This window comes from Kangiella sediminilitoris (assembly GCF_001708405.1).
Taxonomy (GTDB): Bacteria; Pseudomonadota; Gammaproteobacteria; order Enterobacterales; family Kangiellaceae; genus Kangiella; species Kangiella sediminilitoris.
Window position 1 is genome coordinate 170623 of sequence record NZ_CP012418.1, and the last position, 23886, is coordinate 194508.

26 protein-coding genes are annotated in these 23886 nt (G+C 44.8%); 10 read left to right on the top strand and 16 right to left on the bottom strand.

Annotated elements, in window-relative coordinates; genetic code table 11:
* Window positions 1–195 precede the first annotated feature (195 nt).
* Window positions 196–1287, top strand: coding sequence for a tetratricopeptide repeat protein (locus KS2013_RS00830; RefSeq protein WP_068988477.1), 1092 nt, complete (start codon window positions 196–198; stop codon window positions 1285–1287).
* Here KS2013_RS00830 and mutH read toward each other — a convergent pair.
* Window positions 1284–1943, bottom strand: a complete 660-nt coding sequence (gene mutH, locus KS2013_RS00835) for a DNA mismatch repair endonuclease MutH (RefSeq protein ID WP_068988479.1) — start codon at window positions 1941–1943, stop codon at window positions 1284–1286. The two genes, KS2013_RS00830 and mutH, sit on opposite strands and share 4 nt — an antisense overlap.
* 67 nt (window positions 1944–2010) lie before the next feature.
* Here mutH and rppH point away from each other — a divergent pair, with 67 nt between their 5' ends.
* Complete coding sequence (gene rppH / locus KS2013_RS00840; protein WP_068988481.1) at window positions 2011–2679, top strand: RNA pyrophosphohydrolase; 669 nt, start codon at window positions 2011–2013, stop codon at window positions 2677–2679.
* Between the two features lie 30 nt (window positions 2680–2709).
* Here the strand turns inward: rppH and KS2013_RS00845 are convergent, their stop codons facing one another.
* Window positions 2710–3309: a DUF938 domain-containing protein gene (locus tag KS2013_RS00845; RefSeq protein ID WP_068988483.1), complete on the bottom strand. Its 600-nt coding sequence runs from the start codon at window positions 3307–3309 to the stop codon at window positions 2710–2712.
* Between the two features lie 157 nt (window positions 3310–3466).
* On the opposite strand from KS2013_RS00845, the gene KS2013_RS00850 reads away from it, so the two are divergent.
* The 8 genes from KS2013_RS00850 to KS2013_RS00885 all read left to right on the top strand — a co-directional run bounded on the left by KS2013_RS00850 (window position 3467) and on the right by KS2013_RS00885 (window position 9166).
* Window positions 3467–4273 (top strand): sulfite exporter TauE/SafE family protein, encoded by an 807-nt coding sequence (locus KS2013_RS00850; RefSeq protein ID WP_083217746.1) that lies wholly within the window; start codon window positions 3467–3469, stop codon window positions 4271–4273.
* 54 nt (window positions 4274–4327) lie between these two features.
* The gene (gene lgt / locus KS2013_RS00855; protein ID WP_068988488.1) at window positions 4328–5128 is read left to right on the top strand and encodes a prolipoprotein diacylglyceryl transferase; all 801 of its coding nucleotides are present in this window, start codon (window positions 4328–4330) and stop codon (window positions 5126–5128) included.
* Window positions 5129–5153: 25 nt separating this feature from the next.
* Window positions 5154–5948, top strand: a complete 795-nt coding sequence (locus tag KS2013_RS00860; RefSeq protein ID WP_068988490.1) for a thymidylate synthase — start codon at window positions 5154–5156, stop codon at window positions 5946–5948.
* 1 nt (window position 5949) lies between these two features.
* Window positions 5950–6465, top strand: coding sequence for a type 3 dihydrofolate reductase (folA, locus tag KS2013_RS00865; protein ID WP_068988491.1), 516 nt, complete (start codon window positions 5950–5952; stop codon window positions 6463–6465).
* 300 nt (window positions 6466–6765) lie between these two features.
* Entirely contained in the window at window positions 6766–7191 is a 426-nt protein-coding gene (locus KS2013_RS00870; protein WP_068988492.1) for a hotdog fold thioesterase, read from the top strand.
* 89 nt (window positions 7192–7280) lie between these two features.
* On the top strand, window positions 7281–7661 hold the full coding sequence (locus KS2013_RS00875) for a VOC family protein (RefSeq protein ID WP_068988494.1): 381 nt from the start codon (window positions 7281–7283) through the stop codon (window positions 7659–7661).
* A 23-nt stretch (window positions 7662–7684) separates the two neighbouring features.
* Window positions 7685–8332, top strand: coding sequence for a glutathione S-transferase family protein (locus KS2013_RS00880; RefSeq protein WP_156768943.1), 648 nt, complete (start codon window positions 7685–7687; stop codon window positions 8330–8332).
* A 99-nt stretch (window positions 8333–8431) separates the two neighbouring features.
* Window positions 8432–9166 carry a hypothetical protein gene (locus tag KS2013_RS00885; protein WP_156768944.1) on the top strand — a complete coding sequence of 245 codons (735 nt, stop codon included), beginning with the start codon at window positions 8432–8434 and terminating at the stop codon, window positions 9164–9166.
* Between the two features lie 20 nt (window positions 9167–9186).
* Here the strand turns inward: KS2013_RS00885 and KS2013_RS00890 are convergent, their stop codons facing one another.
* From KS2013_RS00890 to gmk, 14 genes are all read right to left on the bottom strand, one after another.
* Window positions 9187–9756, bottom strand: coding sequence for a class GN sortase (locus KS2013_RS00890; protein ID WP_068988501.1), 570 nt, complete (start codon window positions 9754–9756; stop codon window positions 9187–9189).
* Window positions 9757–9775: 19 nt separating this feature from the next.
* Window positions 9776–11815, bottom strand: coding sequence for a marine proteobacterial sortase target protein (locus tag KS2013_RS00895; protein ID WP_068988502.1), 2040 nt, complete (start codon window positions 11813–11815; stop codon window positions 9776–9778).
* A 145-nt stretch (window positions 11816–11960) separates the two neighbouring features.
* Window positions 11961–12359: a YccF domain-containing protein gene (locus KS2013_RS00900; RefSeq protein WP_068988503.1), complete on the bottom strand. Its 399-nt coding sequence runs from the start codon at window positions 12357–12359 to the stop codon at window positions 11961–11963.
* A gap of 124 nt (window positions 12360–12483) precedes the next feature.
* On the bottom strand, window positions 12484–12993 hold the full coding sequence (locus tag KS2013_RS00905; RefSeq protein ID WP_068988504.1) for a GNAT family N-acetyltransferase: 510 nt from the start codon (window positions 12991–12993) through the stop codon (window positions 12484–12486).
* A gap of 132 nt (window positions 12994–13125) precedes the next feature.
* Window positions 13126–14103, bottom strand: coding sequence for a malate dehydrogenase (locus KS2013_RS00910; protein WP_068988506.1), 978 nt, complete (start codon window positions 14101–14103; stop codon window positions 13126–13128).
* A 117-nt stretch (window positions 14104–14220) separates the two neighbouring features.
* Entirely contained in the window at window positions 14221–16323 is a 2103-nt protein-coding gene (gene recG / locus KS2013_RS00915) for an ATP-dependent DNA helicase RecG (protein WP_068988508.1), read from the bottom strand.
* Complete coding sequence (locus KS2013_RS00920; protein WP_068988510.1) at window positions 16323–17240, bottom strand: hydrogen peroxide-inducible genes activator; 918 nt, start codon at window positions 17238–17240, stop codon at window positions 16323–16325. Before KS2013_RS00920 ends, recG begins: the two co-directional genes overlap by 1 nt.
* Window positions 17241–17321: 81 nt before the next feature.
* Window positions 17322–18146: a rhodanese-like domain-containing protein gene (locus tag KS2013_RS00925; RefSeq protein WP_068988512.1), complete on the bottom strand. Its 825-nt coding sequence runs from the start codon at window positions 18144–18146 to the stop codon at window positions 17322–17324.
* 2 nt (window positions 18147–18148) lie between these two features.
* A complete protein-coding gene (locus KS2013_RS00930) occupies window positions 18149–19381 on the bottom strand; it encodes a DUF418 domain-containing protein (protein WP_068988514.1) in 1233 nt (410 codons plus the stop codon).
* Between the two features lie 182 nt (window positions 19382–19563).
* Window positions 19564–20250, bottom strand: coding sequence for a tRNA (guanosine(18)-2'-O)-methyltransferase TrmH (gene trmH, locus KS2013_RS00935; protein WP_068988515.1), 687 nt, complete (start codon window positions 20248–20250; stop codon window positions 19564–19566).
* A gap of 3 nt (window positions 20251–20253) precedes the next feature.
* Complete coding sequence (locus tag KS2013_RS00940; protein WP_068988517.1) at window positions 20254–20640, bottom strand: RidA family protein; 387 nt, start codon at window positions 20638–20640, stop codon at window positions 20254–20256.
* Complete coding sequence (gene spoT, locus KS2013_RS00945) at window positions 20621–22777, bottom strand: bifunctional GTP diphosphokinase/guanosine-3',5'-bis pyrophosphate 3'-pyrophosphohydrolase (RefSeq protein ID WP_068988519.1); 2157 nt, start codon at window positions 22775–22777, stop codon at window positions 20621–20623. Before spoT ends, KS2013_RS00940 begins: the two co-directional genes overlap by 20 nt.
* Window positions 22778–22799: 22 nt before the next feature.
* Window positions 22800–23048, bottom strand: a complete 249-nt coding sequence (gene rpoZ / locus KS2013_RS00950) for a DNA-directed RNA polymerase subunit omega (protein WP_046560375.1) — start codon at window positions 23046–23048, stop codon at window positions 22800–22802.
* A gap of 81 nt (window positions 23049–23129) precedes the next feature.
* A complete protein-coding gene (gmk, locus tag KS2013_RS00955; protein WP_068988523.1) occupies window positions 23130–23762 on the bottom strand; it encodes a guanylate kinase in 633 nt (210 codons plus the stop codon).
* Between the last annotated feature and the right edge of the window lie 124 nt (window positions 23763–23886).

Sequence of the window (23886 nt, forward strand, 5' to 3'; positions counted from 1 at the left end):
ATACTAGTCTAACAAAAATATTACACGGTCTGTGTCAGACTATCAGGTGTTGGTTAAAATAGAGGTTAAAGTTAGGAATTGAAGATCATTTTTTCATCAAATGATATTGCAAGAAATACATGGAGGTAGATAGAGAAGGCGATGTGAGATGGCCCTTGAGATAGCAGAAGAGCGTGTGAAAGAGCTTATTATAAAATGAATGTTTTGGTAATAGTTATAAAAGTTATTTTATGTATATTGGTTTTTATACCGCCTATATTAAGAGCAGACTTTATTGATGAATTAGAAAGGCTAGAAGCTAGTATCCCTAACGACATAGCTCTCGCTACAAAAGAAATCCAAAAGTATGAAAGTAGAGAGCCAGACTTTACGAATGAAGAAAAAAGCCTTTATCAAGTAACAAGAGCCCATATCGAATTATTGAATAGTAACTTTAAACAAGCAGAGTTGCTATTGGAGGATCTCCTAAATAGCAAAGCGGGAGCGAATTATAAAGCTCGTGCGCACTCTCTAATGGCATCGATATATAGTGCTACCGGTGAGTATGATGAAACATACTACCACTTAGATTGGTCGATTAGATTGTTAGACCAAGTGGATAAAGAACGCTACAAAGTAACCATCTTATCGAATGCATTGAATAGTTATAATGATCTCGAAATGACAAGTTATTCAATGGACTACGCTGTTAGATTATTAAGATTTGGGGAAAAAACTGATAATAAATTTGCAGTATGTCTAGCTAAGGTAGAGTTAACTTTAATAGAGATCCAATTGAATGATATTGCCATAGCTAGAGAGAGGCTTGAGGAAACTAAGGATATTTGTAGTGAAGGAACTACCAATTTAATACAATTAACTATTCAAATTATAGAGGCTAGAATAGCGTTATTAAGCGATGAAAGAGACAAGGCCAAAAGATTATTAGAAAAATATTATCCAATTACTGAGAAATTTGGTTGGGGCATTTTTACTTGCATAGTAGAGGTATCTCTAGCAGAAACATATTACCAATTAGAGCAATATCAGAAGGCAAGAATCATGGCAATGCGTGGGTTTGAAAGAGCGGACCAGGTCAATGATTTAAAGCGAAAAAAACAAGCATCGAGAATTTTAGCAAATATCGAGACTGAGCTTGGCAATGAAGATGAAGCAATAAAGTATTATAAAAAATATATTCAGTTAGAGCAGGAGTATAATACTTCTTTAAAACAACGAAAGCTTAGTTATTCAAGAGCTGCCGCAAAAGTTTTAAAAGAACAGGAAGCTGAATACGAAGGGCATTAATTAAACTGGCGCTTTAAACAGGATTTAGTGAACTGTGGGCGTAAGTAAAAACCTCTTGGTAGGGTACGGATGGTACTTCCTTCAGGGCCAATGGCATCAGTTAGTGCCTTTGAGTTAGCGGCTTTAGGCCTAACTTGTAGTATATCGCCGTAGCGAGCATCAAGATTATCTATATTTCCCATTGAAACTTGATCGAGCACATCTTCAAAGTCCTGTTTAAGAGTATTCGCTTCCTCCGCTGTAGGCTTCCATAGAAAAGGCATAGCGATTTGCCTATCTTCTACGGCCAGGTGCTTACTGGACACAATTGGAACCCATAGGACATGCATCAGCTTATGACGAACCACAGAGTTCTCCCAATAGAGCCCTTGTATGTTAATTAAAGGGACAACGCTAACATAGGTCGACTCAAGAGGGTTTCCAAGCTCATCAATCGGCAATGTTTTAAGCTCGACCCCTAGTTCAGGAAAATCAGGCTGTGCCAATGAACCTGATTCCGCACCAAGGATGAGTTCAAGGAATTGTCCGATCCAGCCCTTTTTATGCAGTAATCGCTGCGGGATCTCTTCTTTATATCGTTCCGCCAATTCACCAAGGGTGAAACCGGCAAAGCTTTGCGCGTGCTGTAAAAGGGCCTGTGGGCTGTCGTATTGCATAAATTATTATTGTCGAACGCAGTGGTATGTGGAACAATGATACCAAAGTTATTATTTGGATGGATAGATGATCGACGCAGAAGGCTTTAGAGCCAACGTCGGCATCATCATTTGTAACAACCAAGGCCAGTTACTCTGGACGCGCCGTTATGGACAAACATCATGGCAATTCCCTCAAGGCGGGGTACATCCCGGCGAAAGTCCCGAGCAAACCATGTACCGAGAACTATACGAAGAAGTCGGCCTGGAAAAAGATGATGTCCGTATTCTAGGGAGTACGCAGCACTGGTATAAATACCGGTTGCCACAACGGCTAATCCGCCAGAACTCCCAGCCACTGTGCGTTGGCCAGAAGCAGAAGTGGTTTTTGTTACAACTGGTTAGCGATGAGAGTAGGATAGATTTTGAAGCAACGAATCATCCTGAGTTTGATGGTTTTATCTGGGTTAACTATTGGTACCCTGTCAGGAATGTAGTGAACTTCAAACGAGATGTCTATCGAGCCGCTCTTTCTGAGCTGATGGGTTCTATGTTTCGTTTCCAAATGCATGGCAAATCAAGCCATAAGCCGGAAAAGAAACATAAAAAGAAAAATAATCACCGTCAGAATAAGGCTAAGCATACCGATAAGGGAGTGCAGACAAACGACGACAATCAGCCGCGGCAAAATAATAATGGTCGCAGGCGACGCCCACGGCATCCTTACCGCGCGCATAAAGAGTCAGAGAGCAGCTAATCAGCTGCTCTTTTTTTTGTTATATTTAGGCTAGAACGAAGAGTTTTTCTGATAAGCCAGCAGCATATTATTAGCCGGCATCTGGTGCCGTTCTACTAACTGCAAACCATTGTGCCTGGCGGCTCGATTCATATCGGTATAATCGCGAATCCCACTTTCAGGATTTTTTTCTTTTAGAAACTTATCGAACTCTTCATTGGACTCAGAAGTATAGCTGCCATTGACATTGAAGGGACCATAAATAAGGAAGTAGCCGCCCGGCTTCAAAATACGACCAACCCCATGAAACATATCTTTGACTCTATCCCACGACATAATATGGCAGGTGTTAGCAGTAAAGACAGCATCAACTTGATTCACAGGCCAGAGTTTTTGGCCAACGTTGAGCGTGCGAGGTTTTCTGATATTAGGCAGTTCGCTGGCTTCTATCCAGGCAGTGATGGAACCATGGTTTTCAGGAAGATCAGTGGTATGCCAGGTAAGGTGTGGCATGGCACCTGCAAACCAGACGGCGTGTTGGCCGGTACCCGAGCCTATCTCCAATACCTCCTTACTATGAGTGAGGTAAGGTTTGATGATGTCCAGAATTGGTCCCTGATTGCGCTCGCAGGCTTCGCTATATCGTCTCATAGTGATTAGAAATTATATTTATGAATAAGATTCATCATAGCGTAGCAGAATATGACGATAAAGGGCGTGTCTAGCAAATAGGGGCAATCAAATTAAGGCGAAAAGTGAATGCGATTTATGCCATAATCGCCCTAACGAACAACAACGATATCGTACTGTGGATAATCTATTGCTATGGCTACTGGCGTTTGTGGCCTTGGGACTGTTCAATGGGGTACTGGCAGGTTTACTTGGAATCGGTGGTGGTATGGTCATAGTACCTGCCATGATCTGGCTGGCTCCTCAGCTTGGCGTACCCGAGCAGTATGTCATGCATGTGGCGCTTGGGACTTCAATGGCAACTATCTGTTTTATAGCGATTTCCTCAGCCCGATCCCATTACCGTAGGGGCTCAGTCAGTGTCCCTTTGCTGAAAATTCTGATTCCGGGGATTGCCATCGGAGGTTTACTCGGAGCGGTCATTGCCAAAGTTATGAATACAGAATGGCTGGCGTGGATTTTCAGTATCTTTGCGATGCTGGTGGGAATAAAAATGCTGACAGGTCTGACGCCAGAGGCCAGGGGCGATAGAGCAATGAGTCATCAGCGGTTGCCTGCTGGCATTGTGATGGGCGCAGTTTCCTCATTAGTAGGTATCGGCGGTGGCAGTGTGGTTGTTCCGTATTTACTGTACCACAAGGAAAAATTAGTCACAGCCATTGGTACGGCGGCAGCTTGTGGCTTACCATTAGCGATTATGGCAACCATTGGGTATATTGTGATGGGTTGGGATGTAACGAGTTTGCCTGCCTATCACTTTGGATACGTCTATTGGCCTGCTATGATCGCAATAGCCATCGGTTCGGTGATTACAGCACCGTTTGGAGCATTTCTGGCGCATAAGTTGCCGACAAAAGTGATTAAGCGCATTTTTGCTGTTCTGTTGATCATTGTGGCAGTGAAAATTATCGCAGAACACCTTTAAGCAATAACCATAAGAAAGAAAACGAGACAATAAAGAGCGACGAAAGAGACAATTATGGAATTTCCTGAAATAGACCCGGTCATTTTTGAAATTGGCCCCATAGCCCTACATTGGTATGGATTTATGTATCTACTTGGTTTTCTGGCGGCGTGGGGACTGGGAACCTATCGTGCGAAAAAGCCACACTCGGATTGGACGGTCGAGCAAGTATCCGATTTCTTATTTTATGGTTTTATCGGGGTTATCCTTGGCGGCAGAATTGGCTATGTCCTGTTCTACGGACTTGAGTTCTGGGCCGACGACCCGTTATACCCCTTTAAAATATGGGAAGGCGGTATGTCGTTCCATGGTGGCCTATTAGGCGTGATTGTGGCTGGCTGGTATTTTGCCCGCAAGACGAAAAAATCATTCTTCGATGTGGGGGACTTTGTTGCGCCACTGGTGCCACTAGGTTTGATGTTCGGCCGTATCGGTAATTTTATTAATGGTGAACTGTGGGGCCGGCAGGCATCGGCAGATTTCCCGTTGGCGATGCGATTCCCGGGTGACCCTGAGGGTCTTTTACGGCATCCGTCACAGCTATATCAGGCCGCCTTCGAAGGTTTACTGTTATTCCTAATAGTCTGGTTTTACTCGCAAAAACCTCGACCCAGTAAGGCCGTATCTGGGGTCTTCCTCGTGGGTTATGGTGTATTCCGATTTGGCGTTGAGTTCTTCAGAGAGCCAGACGCGCATCTGGGTAAGGTCATTTCCTGGCTCACAATGGGCCAGGTCTTGTGTGTACCAATGATCGCGATTGGTATATATTTAGTGGTCAAGGCATACGAGCAGCCTGAACAGCAATCGAACAAGTAATCTAAAAAGACAACGAAGTAATTCTATGAAACAGTATTTAGATATGATGCGCCATGTTCTAGAAAATGGTGAAGATAAAGGTGATAGAACCGGTACCGGAACTCGAAGTGTTTTCGGTTATCAGATGCGATTTGACCTGCAGGAAGGTTTTCCGCTTGTCACAACAAAAAAATTGCACCTGAGATCGATTATCTATGAATTGCTATGGTTTTTGAATGGCGATACGAATATCAAATACTTGAAAGAAAATGGGGTATCCATCTGGGATGAGTGGGCTGACGAGCATGGTAATCTGGGGCCTGTCTACGGTGAACAGTGGCGCTCTTGGAAGAGACCTGATGGCACGACGGTTGATCAGATCAGCAATGTGCTAGAGCAGATTAAAACCAATCCAAATAGTCGTCGACTGATGGTAGTCGCCTATAATCCGGGAGTTGCCGATGAGATGGCTTTACCACCGTGCCATTCATTATTCCAGTTCTATGTGGCTAACGGCAAACTATCCTGTCAGCTGTACCAACGCAGCGCTGATATTTTTCTGGGCGTGCCTTTTAATATTGCTTCTTACGCATTATTAACGCACATGATCGCTGAGCAGGCGGGGCTAGATGTGGGAGAATTCATCTGGTCGGGTGGCGATACTCATCTCTACAGCAATCACTTCGAGCAGGCCAAAGAACAGCTGTCGCGAGATCCTCTGCCGCTACCAAAGCTAAAGATTAAACGTAAGCCCGACTCTTTGTTTGATTACACATTCGAAGACTTTGAGATTGTTGGCTATGAGTGCCACCCTCATATTAAAGCGCCGGTGGCGGTGTAAGATGCCCACACAGAAAAAGCCGATTATTAGTTTTGTCGTCGCCATGGCGAATGATCGAGTGATTGGGAAAGGTAACCAGATGCCGTGGCATTTACCAGCGGATCTGAAGCATTTCAAAGCGGTAACTCTGGGCAAGCCGGTTGTGATGGGACGTAAAACCCACGAATCGATCGGCATGGTTCTTCCCGGGAGAAAGAATATCATCATCAGCCGTAACCCAAATTACCGTTCGGATTTTCATAACGATCAGTGCGAAGTGGTAACCAGCATTGAAGCCGCTCTGGAGATGACGCGGAATGAAGACGAAGTGATGATTATTGGTGGTGCCAATATATACGGTCAGCTTCTCGATAAGGCGGATAAGTTGTATCTTACCTTTATCGACTTGGACACGGATGGCGACGCACGATTCCCGGACTGGACTCATCACCTTTGGGAAGAGGTATCGCGTGAGACACACCAGCCGGATGAAAAAAATCCATATCACTATCAGTTCGTTGAGTTACATCGCATTTAAAATTCTAACCTTTAAATGCCCCATGGCGGTCTGACTTGGGGCACAGTTATGTTACGTTACCTGAGTAGTAGAATAACAATCCCCACTAGCATCAGAATTAATAAAATAAATTGTAGTAAACGTCTCATAATAATCTCTATGTAGTTGTCCTGATAGTTTAACGTTAACTCTGGGCTTTTATTCCAAAAATAATACACTTACCCTCTTCCTTGTATGATGAGGTTGATTGAGTACGTATAATATGACGTCAAAGCATCAACGTTGATGTAGAAATTTTGAACAATTATTTGAGGTGAAATAATGAGTATCTGGTTTGAGCAACCTAACCTGGACGAGGTCAACAGCTGGAGTAAGGGGACCATGCTGGAACACATTGGTATCGAAATTACGGATATCGGCGATGACTATCTAGAGGGAACTATGCCCGCAGATCAACGGACCTTTCAGCCTTATGGTTTAGTACATGGTGGTGCTAATATCGTACTTGCGGAAACATTGGGTTCGATAGGCGGGATGCTCACCATTGATCCGGATAAATATATTTGCGTTGGCCAGGAAGTGAATGGGAACCATCTCAGAGGAGTGCGTTCAGGCGTGGTTCGAGGCAGAGCACAACGAATTCATGGCGGCAGTACATCTCAGGTCTGGGAAATTAAACTGTATGATGACAAGAACAAGCTTAGCTGTATCTCAAGACTAACGTTAGCAGTTGTTAAAAAACGTTGAGCAGTAATTTACAGCTAAAGCTTCACTATTACTATCAATGATGATTTCTGATAACCTGAAACGGGATAACATATATTCAGGGAAAGTTGATGAATCTCAATCAAGTCACATTACCCGTAAAGAACATGGAGCAAGCCGTTGCTTTTTATTTAAAGCTCGGCTTCACTCAGATCGTTGATTCACCTCATTATGCGCGCTTCGAATGTCCAGAAGGAAACTCAACATTCTCTCTATTATTGGAGGATGGAGATTGTAACAATGGAGCCACAATTTACTTCGAGCATGAAGCATTAGATGAGTGGGTGACGAGCCTTCAGTCAAAAGGAGTTGAGTTTGAACAGTTGCCAACTGAGCAACGCTATCTATGGAAAGAAGCGATCCTAAAGGATCCTTCAGGGAACAAAATAAAGTTGTATTGGGCTGGAGAGAATCGACTGAATCCTCCATGGCGAGTAGAAAAGAAGCTATAAGCATAGGGATACGGGGGAGAAAGGTGAGCAAGTTAATTTTAAATACATTTGACTGGGTTCCAGATATGCCTCGGGGATACGTTCGTGATCTACGAGTGCGCTGGGCTTTGGAGGAAGCGGGCTTCGATTATGAAGTGAAGAGCGTTCCATTTCGTGAGAGAAGTACTAAGCATTTCACCAACCAGCCGTTCGGTCAGGTGCCATGGTTAACCGATGGTGAGCTATCGATCTTTGAAAGTGGCGCGATATTACTTCATTTAGCCGAACGAAGTAAAAAGCTGATGCCCAAAGAAGCTCATGGAAGGAGTGACGTTATTCAATGGTTATTCGCAGCCCTGAACTCGGTTGAAATGGCCAGCCTGCCTTGGTCTCTATACATCTTTACCGATGATACTGAGGTTACTCCGGGGCGAAAAAGTATCGATCAGTTTCTGCAGAATCGGTTGAAGCATATGGAATTGATTTTATCGGAACGGGAGTGGTTAACTGAACAGTTCTCTGTAGCCGACATTGCTATGGCAGATGTATTAAGGCTTGTTGATCGTTTCGAAGGATTAAAAGAGTATCCCGGCTGCGCCAGTTACGTTAAAAGAGCTACTGATAGACCTGCGTTCAGGAAAGCTCATAACGACCAGATTGCTCACTTTGCGGCCGGTGATAAAAATAAATAGTGTAGAAAACCATTAATTCCCATAACCAAAGGCTTTTGCTAATATCAATAGAGATAGGTCTTTCCCTTTAATCAATAAACAGGAATGTTTGAGGGAGCCATGGCAAAGAAGCAGAAGGTTGTTGCGAAACTTGAAGCGGAGCTTCATAAGAACTTGCTGGAGAACTTCAAGGTTCTCAGGTTTATTTATGCCGTATCATTTGTCATAGGCTATCGAGAACTACTCATACATTTCCGGCCCGGTGTATCTGTTTCAATAGAGTTTATCGTTGGCGCGGTGATTCTTCTTTTTCTCGCGATCCGTTTTTTGTGGGGTGTCGGTAACATCCGCCGTTTTGTGTTGGAGCTGATACCGCGAAATCTTGATAAAAAGGTCGATGATAATGGTAACCTGAGAGGTCACCTGGAGCATGTTGGCATTACGCGTTTTCAGTGGATGCGGATAATGGCTTTTGATGTACCGATTTTATTGTGTCACTCATTTTTATTTTTCTTCCTTGCTCAAATCCTGGTGGAAGTTGATCAGCAGACAATACTCGAAACAAAAGATGATTACATGTATAAATTTATCCGCGTCTATGCGAGTTTACTGCTAATTAACTCTATCTGGCTTAATACGTTAAAAGCGGCTGGTCAGAAACGCTCCTCAGAATCGAAGTGGATGTTGAATAATATAGTTTTCGGTTTGTTTGGTTGGCTGATGTTTATAGCTGGATGGTTTGAATGGGTTTCGGCGACCACTGCTTTCTTTATCGCCATGAGCGCTTTCTTTATCAACAGTATGTTGGATTTCTATATGACTGGCTGGGCATATATCGTCGGCAAGCCGGGTTAGGAGAGAAGACAGCTATAACCTCAAGCTCTCTCTCCATGCACCAGATATCGAAGCGGCCCACCGGTTTCGAGTGTGTTAAATGGGTAGCAGGTAATCAGGGTGATTTGATTTTGTCCGCGATCATAAAGCGTATCTTTTTCGATATGGTGGACTTCAAATTCAGTGACTTTATAGGTAACACTCTCGCCATACTTATTGGTTAGTATTATGGGGTCGCCAACTTTTAAGTACTGTAGAAATTCAAAATGTGTATCACGGTGACCACCCAGTATCACATGGCCACTTTCAGTTAATTTGGAACTGGAAAGGACATGACCGGGACCGAAAGCGAGATTACGCCCTGAAGCTCCCGCGAGGACAACCTGCTCAATATCCTGGGTCGGTGCTTCAAGTTTGGCTACCGGGTAGGTGTCAGCCCATGACCACGGCTTATGAGGTCGTCCATCTTCCAGCGTCTGTTCCCAGGCGCTATCAAGTAGATGCTGTGCTAAAAGCGCTTTAGCTTTGATGTAACCTGCCTGACCAAAAGCAACGAGGCTAATGGTCAGCAGGGCGCAGAAGATACCGTATTTACGTAAGAAACTTTTCATTGATGGTCTCTCCATTCGTTTAATGCTTAGTAGAGGCACGAACTTTACGGCGACGATTGACCGTCAACTGATAGGTCATTGCCAGTAGCAGGGATATAAACCCTATGACCATGGCAAGGTTGGCTACGGTGCCACCTCTAGGATACCCATGAGGATTTTTCCAACCCTTGGGTAATGGGTTTTTAAGGCGCTTCTGCTTGAGTGCCTCACGGATTCTGGCTGGAGTTTTATCGACCGCCACCAGGCTGGTGTAATCACTCATCAGATGAAATTCCAAGGCAGTATCAAGGATCTGTTGACGTTTTTCATCATAACCCAAGCCAAAGTCAGCGTTGATGGCTGCAATTTTCTGTCGTGCCCAGAGTTTGGCGATGCCTTTATCCTTACCATTAACTACGACCGGAATATTTTTAGACCACTGATAAACATCAGACTGGCCTGTAACCTTCATACTGATGGCGCTATTTTTCGATGTGCGATATGCAGCAAAGAGGGGTTCACCAAGGTAAAGATCCCTTAGGACGGAGGGTTGCATATCAATAGTTTGCTGTTCACCGCCCGCTAGCCGAAGATTAGTCAATGCTGGGTAACGAAGCTTTTTGAAAAGCGTTTCTAACTGACCCTGTACTTCGTTAATGTTACCAATGTAAGTATAGGTACCTCGTCCGAAGTTGGCAGCGCGATTCATAAAATAGCTGTTGGGCGCAGAACCGATGCCAACGGTGAACAGACGATTATTACCCAGTTTGTTTTCTATGAGCTCGAACACCTGAGCTTCGTTGCCGATGCTGCCATCGGTTAGAAATACGATTTGGCGGAGGCGTTCGGCCTCTGGTTTATCTAGCGCCATATCAACGGCTTTGGCTATTTCGGTTCCACCGTCTGCATCCAGCTGCTTCACAAAATACTCGGCAAGTTGAATGGTTTCACTAGTATTAGCAACGGCATTGGGGAAGAGCTTTGTTGCTTCGTGATCAAAGTCGATAATATTGAACGTATCGTCAGATCCAAGTTGTTCCAGCGCAAATAATAAACCAGCTTTAGCCTGCTGCATGGATTCGCCGGACATAGAACCGGACGAATCAATCACGAAAATCATTTCACGGGGCTGAGCCTGCTCTCCGACCAGGGTGTGGGTTGGTGGAAGCATCATCAGTACGTGGTAGTTGTAGTCCTCTTTTGATTCACTGAACAAAGCTATTTTGGGATCCTGGCCTAACTGTGGTTGCCAGTTGAGAATAAAGTCACGGTTGGCCTGAGTGGGATTTTCAAGCTCTATTTCATAGCTATCACCATGCTGCTGAGTATAAACCTCATGATAAGGGCTTTCGAGGAGCGACAGATCAAACCCAGGATTAAGGAATACTTTAACGGTAACTGGACGATTAGGCTGGCTACCAGTATTAAATCCAGTTACTTCTGAAGATAATACCGTATTATTGATACTGGCTTTTGACTTTGCTTCAGTAGCATTCTTATAGCTGGCGACATGATGTGCTTCGTCATTCCGTAGGGCGTCTCTACTGGGCTGATAGCGTGGTGTAATACCAAGCGGCATGCGTAGAGAAAACATGGTGGAGTCCATGGAAACCATACTCTGAAACTCTATCTCTATCGTGATGCTTTCACCCGGCGCGATATTCGCCAGCTTTGTTGTGAACAGGTTGGCTCTCGATTGATGAACGATGCTGGCACGCTGGCCTTTGTTTTTCGCTTGCTGGTAAGTGCGTTCGGCCCGTTCCTTTTCCTGAATCTCACCTTCGATAATGCGCTGGCCAATGTACATTTTTAAGGTATCAACAGCAGCATCTTCTGGCAGGGGAAACTGGTAAACACCTTCCAGCCATTCGGAAGAATTATTTTGAAAAGTCTGCTTTACGCTGACACGAGAGACTACGCTGTTAACGTGCATCTCTATATCGGTTGACAGTGGTAATTGCTCGAAGGTTTGATCGCTTTCCATAGACTGGTAACGGATCATTGAAGAATCTGTAGCTGATGCGACATTGACTAGCGCTAACAAACACACAGACATCAAAACTGCGAATAGGTTTTTCATGGTATCTCCCTGACTGCTTTATTAGATAGTGATATTAAAGCGCAGAGAGTTGGCAAAAAATTAATTGAAAAGGGGTGTGCTATGCCAAATTATGACGAAAAAAGGGCGGAGACGGTGGCAGTCATTAACTGCCACCGGGATGGAATTAAAATAGTGAGTCGCCGTTAGTGCTGTATATTTGGCGTCCAAAGGGCCAAAGCGCTAGCTTCACCATTTTGAAGTGCTGAATACCGAAGGGAATACCGATGATGGTAATACACAGTACAACACCCCAGAAAATATGGTTGATCATGACCCAGATTCCGCCAAAGATTAACCAGATAATATTCAGAATAATATTAATCAAATCCTGTGGAGCCGGTCTGTCTCTCATGCGGGTATCCTGGCCAAATGGGAACAAAGCAAAGATAGCTAGTTTAAAGCACTGGAAACCCCAGGGGATGCCAATGATGGTAAAGCAAAGCGCAATTCCGCCAGCAATATAGCCCATCGAGACAAAAAAGCCTCCAAAAATAAGCCATATGATATTCAAGAGTAGTGACATTCAGTTATTCCTTCATTAGGAGCTTATCTACTATTTAATAATAGAAAAATATGAAAGGACAGTAACAAGTCGCAACAAAAGGTGCGCAACTGTTAGCAGATGTGACAATGAAATTTGGGGAGAATTACGCTAACAGGTTGAAGTGATATAGATTTATCTCCTCACCGTTACCTTCAAGGTCGTCACATTTTGAAAAATCGAAACCAAGTTTAGTAAGTAGCTTAATCGAGTTTTCGTTATCAGGACTGGTGATAGCAAGCAGTTCTTTCTGTCCAATCTCCCGGGCGTGCTCAACCACAGCCTGGGATGATTCAAAAGCAAAGCCCTGTCGCCAATGCTTTTCATCTATGGCAAAACCTATGTCGGGTGCCTCAAGATAATCTCGCTGAATGAGGCCATTAACCCCGATGGGTTCACCTGAGACCTTATCCTCAACAAGGTAAAGCCAGAAACCATAGCGCTTATAGTTTTGCTGGGTACGAAGAATAAAATTTTTAGCATTGTTGATAGTATTTACTCCACGATCACCGATCTGCTGCAAAAAAGCAGGTTGGTTATAGAGCTTTAACAGAAACTTAGCGTCGTTGGCATTGATATGCCGTAAAAGGAGACGCTGAGTGCTTTTGATGATCATGTTCGCTCTCTCAGAAGATTTAATTATTGTTATAAGCGTTATGGCCGCCGGGCACAATAGATCGAAATCAAGCGGACATAAAAAAACCAGCGAGCCTGTCAAGGAACGCTGGTTCTTTTTAAAGCGTTACGCTTACAGTAAGTCAGATACTGTGTCGCGCTCTTCTTTAAGTTCTGTTTCTGACTCAACCATTTTACCTTTGATGAAATCAGTTACGTCCAGGTCTTGAACGATTTCGTAATCGCCGTCTTTACATACTACTGGGTATGAGTAGATAAGACCTTTTTCGATGCCATAGCTGCCATCTGACGGAACCGCCATAGAGACCCAGTCACCGGATTCAGAGCCAAGGCACCAGTCACGCATGTGATCAAGGATAGCATTTGCTGCTGAAGCTGCGGAAGAAGCGCCACGCGCTGCAATCACTGCCGCACCACGCTTAGCAACGGTAGGAATGAACTCTTCTTTAGCCCAGGCTGCGTCAACTTTGTCTGCAGCGTTAGCTCCGTCGATTTGAGTGAAAGTAATATCCGGAACCTGTGTAACAGAGTGGTTACCCCAGATAGTCATTTTCTTAACGCTAGCGATATCTGAACCAGATTTTTCTGCTAACTGGTAAATCGCACGGTTGTGGTCAAGACGGGTTAGCGCTGTGATATTGCGCTGGTTAATACTTGGTGCGTTTGCAGCTAAGATATAAGCGTTAGTGTTAGCTGGATTACCAACCACACAGATGCGGATATCTTTATCAGCGACTTCGTCGATCACTTTGCCCAGCGAGCTGAAGATTTTACCGTTATCAGCGATAAGATCTTTACGTTCCATGCCTGGTCCACGCGGTTTAGCACCAACCATCAGGCCGATCTTAGAGTCTTTAAATGCAACTGCTGGATCGTCTGTAACCACAACATCTTTCACTAATGGGAATGCGCAGTCGTTTAGCTCCATAGCTACCGCTTCACAAACTTTTAGTGCTGGTGTGATTTCTAGAAGGTTTAAAATTACTGGCTGGTCTTTACCTAGCATTTCGCCGCTGGCAATGCGGAATAGTAAAGAATAACAAATTTGACCGGCTGCTCCGGTTACCGTAACGCGAACAGGCTCTTTCATTCCTGAATCCTCATCGTTAATGAAGTGTCTAAAATTTTAGGTCGCCAACTTTAACATAAAGTCGCTTTAAATCCCACATGGCGTGGGTTTTAAAGGCTTTTTGGCACATTTAAATTATTATACCTCGGCAAAATCCTGTCGTGAACCAAGCCAGCGCCTGGTGATTCTTTTGGCAAGCTGCGGAGAATCTGCGGCCAAGTCTTGGGCAACCTGTTGTAATTCCTCAACTAACTCGGAATCGCGGACCAGATCGGCAAAGCGAAGGCCAATATCCCCGGTTTGGCGAGTGCCCAATAGTTCACCTGGCCCTCTAAGTTTAAGGTCTTCTTCGGCAATAACGAAGCCGTCGTTGGTATCACGCATAACCTGAATTCTGGCTTTAGCGTTATTAGACAGAGGCTGCTGGTAAAGCAGGACACAGTGACTTTCTATGGAGCCACGACCAACACGGCCGCGTAGCTGATGCAGTTGGGATAAACCCAGGCGTTCTGGATTTTCGATGACCATCAGGCTGGCATTTGGGACATCAACGCCTACTTCTATTACCGTGGTGGCGACCAGAATATCAAGCTCACCCTGTTTGAAGCGATCCATCACCAGCTGCTTCTGCTCACTCTTTAGGCGGCCATGAACCAGGCCAATTTTAAGATTTGGAAGCTGCTCGGCCAATTGACTAGCGGTCGTTTCTGCTGCCTGACATTGCACTTCTTCTGATTCATCGATCAGGGTACATACCCAGTAAACCTGGCGGTTTTCATCCTGACATGCAGTGGCAATTCGCCTTATGACTTGATCGCGCCGCTGATCGGAAAGAGCTACGGTCTGTACTGGTGTTCGGCCGGGAGGGAGCTCGTCAATGACAGAAACATTCATATCAGCATAGACAGTCATCGCGAGGGTTCTTGGAATCGGTGTTGCGGTCATCATCAATTGATGCAGCTGAAAACCTTCGGCCGCTTTCTGCTTTAAAGCGAGCCGCTGATTCACACCAAAGCGATGCTGTTCATCAATGATGGCAAAACCCAGCTTGTGGTAGGACACTTCTTTTTGAAAAAGCGCGTGGGTTCCAACGATTAGTTTGGCTTCACCATTGGCAATTTTTTCCATTGCCAGCTTTTTGTCCTTGGCCGGTAGTTTACTGACAAGAAATGTAGTTTCGATTCCAAGGTTATCCATCCATTGTGAGAAAGAAATAAAGTGTTGTTCTGCCAGGATTTCAGTCGGTGCCATAATCGCAACCTGATAACCGGATTCTATTGCCTGGAGAGCGGCCAGAGCTGCGACTAATGTCTTACCGGCACCAACATCCCCTTGCAATAAACGCAGCATGGGTTCGCTTGTTTGAAGGTCGTGAATGATCTCACTGGTAACGCGGGTTTGAGCCTGGGTCAGAGTAAAGGGCAGTAGCGAAATAAGTTGTTGCTGAAGCGCTCCGTTCGCCTTGAAGGCAGGAGCATTTTGTTCTTTTTGTTTATAGCGTTGAAGCATCATGCTTAATTGATGTGCTAATAACTCTTCACAGATCAGTCGTTTCGCCGAAGGTGAACTGAATTCCTGTAAGGCTTCTGGTTTGGCATCTTTCGGCGGAGTATGAATCCAGGTCAGAGCCTGGTTGATATCGGGCAAGTTGAACTGTTTCTGAATGGGTTCGGGTAGAAGGTTATCAATTGGATGCTTTGCCAGTAAAGCTACTGCCTGTCGTGTCAGCTGGCGCAAACTATTTTGATGCAGTCCTTCGGTGGTGGGGTAGACAGGCGTTAAACTATCAAGGAGAGGTGCCGCATTGTTGGAGTCCACCGCCGTTAACTCGGGATGAACCATGGTGCACTGATAACCAAATCGACGAACTTCACCGAATGCGTAAAATTCGGCACCTTTTTGTAAACGTTGCTGCTGGCTTTTATTAAAGTAAAAAAATCTGAAATCAATACTGGCACTCTGATCACTGGCTCGACATACAAGCGAACGTCTTTTTCCGTACTGAACCTGCGCCAGTTCAACCTGAACCTTTATCAGAGCCCGATCACCATCCTGTAGGCTGGCAATCGGCTTTATCTGGGTACGGTCTTCATAACGCAGCGGTAAATGTAACAATAAGTCGAGCACATTCCGTACATGGATGCGTTGTAGCTTTTCAGCGAGCTTAGGGCCAACCCCTTTAAGACTGGTACAGTCAAGGTTAGCCAGGTTGACGTTTGAAGCGAGTTTGGAAATAGCCATTAGCTGTTAATTGGTGTACCGGGAACCTCGATGGTATTGAGAGCCTGTTTGATCAGATCCAAAGCCTGCTTACGCGGGAAGCTGCGGCGATAGGCCAGTGCTACTTGACGACTGGGTTTAGGTTCATCGAACTCACGGGTGACCAAGCCGAGTTTCTCGTTGTGGAAATCGGCAGCAGATTTTGGAATCACACTGATGCCGAGTCCGCTGGCTACCATCTGACGAATGGTTTCAATTGAGCTTCCCGTAATCCAGTCTTTTTGTGGGTTGAGGCTACTGTCTTTGCATTGCGGACACGCTTCTAATACCTGGTCGCGGAAACAGTGACCCGCGCCAAGCATGATCATGACTTCATCGGCAATGTCCACAATACGCAAACTGTCGCGTTTAACCCACGGATGTTTTTCTGGTAGCAGTGCAATAAAGTCTTCCTGATATAAAGGAACGACCTCAACTTCTGGCTCATCGAAAGGGAGAGCCACAATAATTGCATCCAGTTCGCCGTGACGGAGCTTAGTGCGCAGATTGTGTGTGTAGTCTTCATCAATATGAAGCGGCATTTTTGGTGCCAGCTCACGAAGCTGGGGGATAAGCGATGGCAGCAAATAGGGACCGATAGTAAAAATAGCCCCTATCTTTAAAGGACCATCCAGCTGATCAGAATTTTGCTTGGCCAGCTGTTTCAGTAGACTGACCTGCTCTAGAATTCGTTGCGCTTGCTCGACTACAGCCTCACCCTGAGGTGTGGTTCTCACGTCGGACTTACTCCGCTCAAAGAGGGTAATCCCCAGTTGTTCTTCCAGTTTTTTTACACCAACGCTGAGTGTCGGTTGGCTGACGAAGCATGCCTCAGCTGCTCGCCCAAAATGTCTTTCACGGGCAACAGCTACAATATATCTAAACTCTGTTAATGTCATAATTGATAGCCTCTCTCTATCTATGATCTAGTGCTGAGAGGGATAAGTCAATCCTTAATCACTGCTTTTTGTCATGTCGGATTACTCGTCCTGAGTGTTTTGGGCTATGAACATAGACAGCGGGCGTCCATCCCCCAGCCTGTGCTCTTGATTGAGTAAGACCTTCCAGTCTGAAAAGCGTTCAGGAAGTTCTTCGTTTTTGAGTAAAAAGTCTGCTTTTTTAGGTTTTCCATACTTGGCCGCACCCTCAAGGAAAGTATGTATGGCTAGTTTGCAACCTGACGGTAAATAGTTTTCATAAAGGTCAAACAAGGGGCGGTGAAGAAAGCGGCTTTGCATTATCAATTGAGGCGAGTGCTCCTCAAACAATTCAATCATTGCTTCGGGCTGCTGTCGACAATCAAGCTGAAGAGTAATGACATCAAGCGCCCACCGTCGAGCTGAACGTTCTACTCTAGCCAACGCTTCATCAAAAACATCCAGGGCGATAACCTTATAGCCAAGTAATCCCATCAGAATAACGTCTCGACCTGAGCCACAACCAATATCAATGGCTACAGGACTTGTACCCAGTTCTGGAGAGAGCAGATGAGTATATTTCTCCAGCAAAGGATTCCCTTTCCATACTCGATTATTGGTGCTACCGATTTCCAGTGAAAACTGACCTAATTGAGAGTGCAAAATAACGGTCTCTACATCAAATTGACGATCAGCCATCATTGCCATCACCGTCTCCCTGTCATCCTCGTAAAGGCAGAGTTGAACTTTTGAGCCTTTGGAGGGTAGTTCATGCCACAAACCATCCAGCTGGTCGAGTGGTAGGTGTACCGCTCCCATAATGTGACCAGCAATATAGTCAGATGGAGACCGAAGGTCGATGATTGGCGATTGTTTTATAAGAGTCATGCTTAGCGCTTAAAGGGTTGGATTTTAAAATAGCTTAAGCTTCTCCAAAGCCACTCAAGTGGACCGAATTTGAAGTGTTTAAGCCACCAGGGAGACCACAGTAATTGCGCTGTAAAAATAATAAATACAATCATCAATAATTCGAACCGCGAGAGTTGGGCGAATAGACCGAAACCGTGGCTGTAGAAGAGTGTAGTACAAATCAGGCTCTGCGCAATGTAATTCGAAAAAGCCATTTTCCCAACTGCTTCGAGGCGAGCTCTGAATCCTTGCCACACATTTGATTGAACCCATAAACAAAAAAGACCAATATAACCTAGTGCCATGAATAGGGCGGCAAGACTGTTAAGGGCCATAAATGAGAACATAGCCGTAGCAAAGTCGAACTGAGAAGTGAGCAGCGCATAGGTGTCATACAGGGTAAGTGATAGCCCAGAAATCAGACCAAAAGCTGTCAGTTTTATATAAAAAGAACGCGAACGTTGAGCGGTTAAAACGCCAAGTTGGTAAAGACCCATACCGATAAGCATGGAACCACCGATCCGGAAAAAACCAAAGAAGAATGCTGCCATCGGCAGGTTGGCTAAAAAGAATTGGATACGATGCTCTAGTTGGGCCCCGTAGGTTGAAATATAGGGCTCGGTTTCCCGCTGAATCAACTCCGGTGAAGGAATTAGCATATCGATCATATCGATTTTGTCTTTTTCAGGAATCTGCTCGGCGGATAGAGCAAAGCCTGCCATGAGTATTAAGATAATTGTAATGAAGATACTGCCGACTATTAGCTTAGTTCTAGCCTCCGTGCGCAGGGCAAACAGAAATACCCAAAGACCTGCGATCGCATAAGTCACAAGGATGTCACCATACCAGATAAAAATAGCATGAATAACACCGAACACCAGTAGCCAGAACATTCTTTTGTAATGTAGCTTCGCAGGCGATATCTGGCTGTCTCTAGCGCGTTCGGCCATCAGTAAAATTCCAGCACCGAATAGCATTGAAAATAATGTATAGAATTTTTGGTCAGCAAAGATATGAGTAAAGGCCCAGGTTCCTAAGTCCAATGTGGTAGGCTCTTCAATAGCATAGGGATTCAAGTAGTAAGCAAAAATATTAGCAAAGGCGTAGATATTCATGATTAGAATGCCTGCTACCGCAATTCCTCTAATCAAGTCGAGAGAATGGAACCGTTCATTTCCTGTGGTGGGTGATAACTGAGTTGTTGTAATGATCATTGACGTCCTTGAGCAATTATTTTTCGCAGTATAGCCAGTTTGGACTTAATGACACAACATGAGTTAACAGGAAATAGGGTAAACGAGTGATGCCCAGCTAGATTTATCAGTTTATGCCAGGAGGCCGGACTAAGATCTATTAACTCTTTGGGCTGCTCTATGGGTCATGAACATTAGTACAATTAAATTTTGCGCCTTAGTTGATCCCACTCTGGATCGTCGATTTCACCTTGATCGTCAAGCTTAGGGTAGCGCATCTGGTGTTTATCGCAGTACTTTTTAATAGTGGGATGAAGCGCATTAAATAAAATATAGTCAACTTCTTCCTGTGGTACCTTCATCTCACCGTACATGCCAGCCTCATCGCGTTGGCTCTGTGCTTCGTAGAGGATTAAAGCAGTCGCAACGGAAACATTGAGTGATTGCACCATTCCTACCATTGGAATAATGACATGCTTATCAGCCAGCTCGGCGGCTTCGTCGGACACCCCAACCAGCTCAGAACCAACCAGGATACAAGTTGGTTTGGTGTAGTCTATGCTTCGAAAATCAACGGCTTTATCAGAGAAGTGTGCGGCGAGAACTTGCATTCCCTGTGATTTAACTTCCTTGATTCCTGTCTGTAAGTCGGGATGCTTATGGGTTGTTACCCAACGCTTACTACCGCTGGAAGTGTGGTGACCTGAATAACTTACTTCGGGTGGAAAAACAGCATGAACATGACCGATACCAACCGCATCGGCGGTCCGTACAATGGCAGCGAGATTGTGTGGCTTATGGACTTCATCCATAAAAACAGTCAGGTCGGGCTGACGGTTAGAAAGAAGCTCGATAATTTTTTGGTATCGAGTAGGGCTACGGTCTAGCAATGATTAGCCCTCATTTAAAGTCATGATAGCATCCATTTCGATGTCAGCGCCTTTTGGAAGCTCCTTTACACCGATGGCAGCACGAGCGGGGTAGGGCTCGGTGAAATATTGTGACATGATTTCATTCACCGTAGCGAAGTGTCCAAGGTCGAGCATAAAAATATTCAATTTGGATATTTCATCCAGAGAGCCGCCAGAGGCTTCACAAACAGCGCTAAGATTTTTAAATACCTGATGAACCTGCTCTTCAAAAGACTCAACAAGTTCCATTGTTGCAGGGATTAAAGGAATCTGTCCTGAAAGGTAAACCACGTTACCTGCTTTAACAGCCTGAGAATAAGTACCGATAGCAGCTGGGGCTTTATCGGTATTAATGACTTTCTTCGTCACGTTTATGTCCTTTCGGTTGAATATCAGGGTAGCGATACACTTTATTAACGAAAGGTATCACACGCAATTTTTTTATGATGTTGGCAAGATGCACACGATTTTTAACGCCCATCAGGAACGTAATAATATTAACATCACCATCCAGCTCGTTGATATCAACGTTAACAATATTACCGTCTTGGTTAGCGATAATATTAGTTACCTGGGCCAACACTCCCCGCTGGTTGAATACATGCAATCTAAGCTCTGTGGCGAATTCACTTTCCAGTTCATCTGCCCACTGTACCGGAACATAGTGATCGTTCTGTTTGTGAGCACGCTGAATATTAGGGCAGTTCTCTCGGTGAACGTTAAAGCCTCGACCGGGACTGACATAAGCCATAATTGGATCCCCGGGAATTGGTCGGCAGCATTTTGCATACTTGATAACCAGACCTTCGGTACCTTTGATTGCAAGGGGGGAGCGTTCTTCCGAGGGTTGGGACTTGTCTTTAACTTCTTTTATCTCTGCTTCATCACTAGTCAGGCGGTGAGCCACCAGTGCACTGGCAATTTTACCAAGACCAATTCCGGCAAGAAGATCATCCAGGCTACTGTAGCGGGTGACTTCGGTAATTTGTTCCAGTTGGTCTTCACGGAACTCATCTAAAGACTTTTTAAGTGACTGCTCAAGCAGTCTTCTACCAAGATGCACTGCTTCGTCGTGACGCATGTTTTTAACGAAGTTTCTTATATTTGTACGAGCCTTACCGGTAACTGCATAACTCAGCCACGCTGGATTAGGTCGGGAACCGGGAGCTGTAATAATCTCTACAGTACGGCCATTGACCAGCGGTGTGCTCAAGGGAGAGAACTGTTTGTCAATTTTACAGGCAATACAGGTATTTCCGATATCCGTATGTATAGCATAGGCAAAATCAACCGGTGTTGCCCCTTTGGGCAGCTCAATAATTTTACCCTTGGGTGTAAATACATACACTTCGTCCGGGTAGAGATCGATTTTTACGTTCTCAATAAATTCGATGGAGTCTCCAACATTCTGCTGTAACTCCACAAGGCTCTGTAGCCATTCTCGTGCTTTGGTTTCGGCCGGATGGTGCGATGTTCCAGTTTTATACAACCAGTGAGCGGCCACACCATGCTCGGCCATTTGATCCATTAACTCAGTACGAATTTGGACCTCAATGTGCATTCCGGATTTACTACGCAAAACGGTATGCAGAGATTGATAGCCGTTAGCTTTTGGGATCGCAATATAATCTTTGAATCGTCCAGGAATGGGTTTGAATAAATTATGGATTTGGCCTAAGACCCGGTAACAGGAATCTTCAGTATCTGTGATGACTCGAAAGGCGTAAATATCCATGACCTCATGGAAGTTACCGACTTTATCACGCATCTTTTTATAGATACTGTAAAGACTTTTTTCTCGACCAATGACCTGACACTTCAGGCCACTTTCATTCAGCCGTTCTCTTAACTGTTTAGTGATCCGCTCGACAACTTCTTTACGGTGTCCACGAACCTTTTTGACTGAATTTTTTAAGATTTTGTAACGCAGAGGATACAGGTTAGCAAACCCCAGTAACTCGAGTTGCTCTTTTATGCGGTGTATACCCAGTCGGTTAGCAATCGGGGCATAGATCTCCAGAGTTTCACGGGCTATACGTCGGCGCTTATCGGGACGTAAAGCTCCTAAAGTCTGCATGTTATGCAGCCTGTCAGCAAGCTTAATGAGAATAACGCGGATATCCTGCGTCATGGCCATCATCATCTTGCGAAAGTTTTCGGCCTGGGCTTCCTCTTTTGATTGGAAATCAATCTGCGTCAGCTTACTGACTCCTTCCACAAGATCTGCAACCGTATCGCCAAACTGCTCAGTCAAGTCTTGCTTGGTAACATCGCAGTCTTCAATCACATCATGCATTAGAGCAGCCATAATGGTCTGGTGATCAAGCTTCAGCTCGGCCAGAATATTTGCTGCTGCAACGGGATGAGTGATGTAGGGGTCGCCGCTGGAGCGCATTTGTCCGTCATGTGCACACTCAGCGACTTGATAAGCACGCTCTGCATCCGCGACCTGTTTAGGTTCTAGATAGCTCTCAAGAACATTTTTTAGATCTGCAAAATAAGGCATGCGATTAACTATCTAAAATTTCTTAGAATAAAACCGGACGAGATTCCTGCTCTTGCTCGGCTGCACGTTCATCAGCTGCTACTGTTTCAGCCGTGGTAAGGCCTTCTTCAATTTCACGTAAAGCAACTACCGTTGGCTTGTCATTATCCCATTCAACTTTAGGGTCGTGCGTACCGTCAGCGATTTGACGCGCGCGCTTCGCTGCCAACATGATTAAATCAAAGCGGTTACCAACCACTTCTACTGCGTCTTGAACTGTTACTCGTGCCATAACTTACCTCTATACTACCTTGCGGAGAATCCGCTTTAACAATCTTCTATAACACCATTAAAAACAGTGTATCCAAAAAAACTAACCTAATAAATCATTAATCAGCGCTGCCTGTCTTATTTTTTGGCTTTGCAAACGTAAGCGACGCGCTGTAAAAATTGATGCCAATTGGTGGCTGGCCTCTTCAAATTCATCATTTATGACTAAATAATCGTATTCATCATAATGGGTGATTTCTTGATTCGCTGCGGCCATTCTCGATTGAATGACCTCTTCGCTGTCTTGACCGCGTCCAGTTAGGCGATTGAGTAGTTCCTGCTGTGATGGCGGCAGGATGAAAATACTACGACATTCGGGCATTAACTTACGAACCTGGCGAGCACCTTGCCAGTCGATTTCAAGAATGACATCGTGACCCTGTTGTAACTGCTGCTCGAGCCAGATCTTACTGGTCCCATAGTAGTTGCCAAATACTTCTGCATGCTCGAGAAAACTACCCTCATCCAGCATCTGTTTAAAAGCTTCAACTGTTACAAAATGATAGTCGCTTCCATCCACTTCACCAGGGCGTTGTTGGCGCGTGGTATGAGAAATTGACAGCTTCAAATCTGGCATGCGCTCCAGAACTGCCTTTAATAAACTTGTCTTGCCAGCTCCCGAAGGTGCTGAAACCACGTATAAAGTACCTTTTGCCGTGTTTTTAGACTGCGTCATAGTGTCTCAAATATTGCTATATCTAAATCAAGAAACCAAAATTCAACCAAGCCTAGCCTTGATAGCAAAGGCTTTGAAATATAATAGGACCTGGAGAGTCAACCGAGAAGCGTAAAGCTTAAAT

Coding starts and splice junctions, on each gene's coding strand:
- KS2013_RS00830 (WP_068988477.1), top strand. CDS start 196: ATGAATGTTTTGGTAATAGTTATAAAAGTTATTTTATGTATATTGGTT.
- mutH (WP_068988479.1), bottom strand. CDS start 1,943: ATGCAATACGACAGCCCACAGGCCCTTTTACAGCACGCGCAAAGCTTT.
- rppH (WP_068988481.1), top strand. CDS start 2,011: ATGATCGACGCAGAAGGCTTTAGAGCCAACGTCGGCATCATCATTTGT.
- KS2013_RS00845 (WP_068988483.1), bottom strand. CDS start 3,309: ATGAGACGATATAGCGAAGCCTGCGAGCGCAATCAGGGACCAATTCTG.
- lgt (WP_068988488.1), top strand. CDS start 4,328: ATGGAATTTCCTGAAATAGACCCGGTCATTTTTGAAATTGGCCCCATA.
- KS2013_RS00860 (WP_068988490.1), top strand. CDS start 5,154: ATGAAACAGTATTTAGATATGATGCGCCATGTTCTAGAAAATGGTGAA.
- folA (WP_068988491.1), top strand. CDS start 5,950: ATGCCCACACAGAAAAAGCCGATTATTAGTTTTGTCGTCGCCATGGCG.
- KS2013_RS00870 (WP_068988492.1), top strand. CDS start 6,766: ATGAGTATCTGGTTTGAGCAACCTAACCTGGACGAGGTCAACAGCTGG.
- KS2013_RS00875 (WP_068988494.1), top strand. CDS start 7,281: ATGAATCTCAATCAAGTCACATTACCCGTAAAGAACATGGAGCAAGCC.
- KS2013_RS00885 (WP_156768944.1), top strand. CDS start 8,432: ATGGCAAAGAAGCAGAAGGTTGTTGCGAAACTTGAAGCGGAGCTTCAT.
- KS2013_RS00890 (WP_068988501.1), bottom strand. CDS start 9,756: ATGAAAAGTTTCTTACGTAAATACGGTATCTTCTGCGCCCTGCTGACC.
- KS2013_RS00895 (WP_068988502.1), bottom strand. CDS start 11,815: ATGAAAAACCTATTCGCAGTTTTGATGTCTGTGTGTTTGTTAGCGCTA.
- KS2013_RS00900 (WP_068988503.1), bottom strand. CDS start 12,359: ATGTCACTACTCTTGAATATCATATGGCTTATTTTTGGAGGCTTTTTT.
- KS2013_RS00905 (WP_068988504.1), bottom strand. CDS start 12,993: ATGATCATCAAAAGCACTCAGCGTCTCCTTTTACGGCATATCAATGCC.
- KS2013_RS00910 (WP_068988506.1), bottom strand. CDS start 14,103: ATGAAAGAGCCTGTTCGCGTTACGGTAACCGGAGCAGCCGGTCAAATT.
- recG (WP_068988508.1), bottom strand. CDS start 16,323: ATGGCTATTTCCAAACTCGCTTCAAACGTCAACCTGGCTAACCTTGAC.
- KS2013_RS00920 (WP_068988510.1), bottom strand. CDS start 17,240: ATGACATTAACAGAGTTTAGATATATTGTAGCTGTTGCCCGTGAAAGA.
- KS2013_RS00925 (WP_068988512.1), bottom strand. CDS start 18,146: ATGACTCTTATAAAACAATCGCCAATCATCGACCTTCGGTCTCCATCT.
- KS2013_RS00930 (WP_068988514.1), bottom strand. CDS start 19,381: ATGATCATTACAACAACTCAGTTATCACCCACCACAGGAAATGAACGG.
- spoT (WP_068988519.1), bottom strand. CDS start 22,777: ATGCCTTATTTTGCAGATCTAAAAAATGTTCTTGAGAGCTATCTAGAA.
- rpoZ (WP_046560375.1), bottom strand. CDS start 23,048: ATGGCACGAGTAACAGTTCAAGACGCAGTAGAAGTGGTTGGTAACCGC.
- gmk (WP_068988523.1), bottom strand. CDS start 23,762: ATGACGCAGTCTAAAAACACGGCAAAAGGTACTTTATACGTGGTTTCA.